This is a genomic window from Salmonella sp. SAL4457, assembly GCF_046548235.1.
In the GTDB taxonomy this organism is placed as follows: domain Bacteria; phylum Pseudomonadota; class Gammaproteobacteria; order Enterobacterales; family Enterobacteriaceae; genus Salmonella; species Salmonella enterica.
This window is the reverse complement of record NZ_JBGDZO010001210.1, coordinates 1-241: the sequence shown is the minus strand read 5'-3', so window position 1 is coordinate 241 and position 241 is coordinate 1. Positions and strand designations below refer to the sequence as shown.

The 241-nt window shown below is 70.5% G+C and carries 1 protein-coding gene; it reads left to right on the top strand.

Annotated elements, in window-relative coordinates:
* On the top strand, nucleotides 1-241 hold a 241-nt coding region (locus ACLJNW_RS28030; protein WP_410961883.1), incomplete at both ends, for an RNA methyltransferase PUA domain-containing protein.

Below are 241 nucleotides of genomic sequence, written 5' to 3'. Positions count from 1 at the left end.
CGAATCGCCATGCGCCTGTCCCGCTTCTTCGTCGACCAGCCTCTCTCCCTCGGCCAGCACGACCTGCCCGAGGCCCAGGCCCACTCCATCGGCCGCGTGCTGCGGCACGCCACGGGCGACGCCGTGCAACTGTTCGACGGCAGCGGCCGGGAATACCTCGGCGAGCTGGTCGAGGTCGGCAAGAAGAATGTCCGCGTCGAACTCCGCGAGCAGTTCGCCGGCCAGCCCGACTCGCCCCTGC